The sequence below is a fragment of the Haloferax sp. KTX1 genome, assembly GCF_902410085.1.
Taxonomy (GTDB): Archaea; Halobacteriota; Halobacteria; order Halobacteriales; family Haloferacaceae; genus Haloferax; species Haloferax massiliensis.
On record NZ_CABPRH010000158.1, the window covers coordinates 1 to 457 of the forward strand.

Below are 457 nucleotides of genomic sequence, written 5' to 3' on the forward strand. Positions count from 1 at the left end.
ACCTCGCCCTATCAGGTGACGGTCGGCCGCTCACTGCGGGCCAGCCGGCATGAGTCCGGCGTCAGCCAGTGGTTGAAGCATCACGGCCTGACCGTGCGCGACCGGCTGGTGGCGGATGGGCGCAACGCGACCGTCCCGCTGCCGGTCACCCGGACGGTCTCCGGCCGCCGGTTCCGCGAGATCCGGATGCAGCCCTATCCCTTCGCGCCGGACCTGCGCGGGGACCAGCTCAACCCGGACTCGCCCATAACGGCCTCGATGAACCAGCTCACCATGACCTGGGCCTCGCCCATCAGGGTGGACTCCGAGGCCAACAGCGACCGGACCGTGACGGAGCTGTTGCGCAGTTCCAGCCAGACATGGCTGCAGAAGAAGGCATCGGTGCTGCCGGACTTCCAGACCTACCCCGAGACCGGCTTCGCCCAATCTGACCAGGCGGGCGCGCAGCCCATGGCGG

1 protein-coding gene is annotated in these 457 nt (G+C 69.1%); it reads left to right on the forward strand.

The features are described from left to right. Positions 1–457 (forward strand): hypothetical protein (locus FY251_RS22745; RefSeq protein ID WP_222847887.1); only part of this gene is annotated, 457 nt, incomplete at both ends.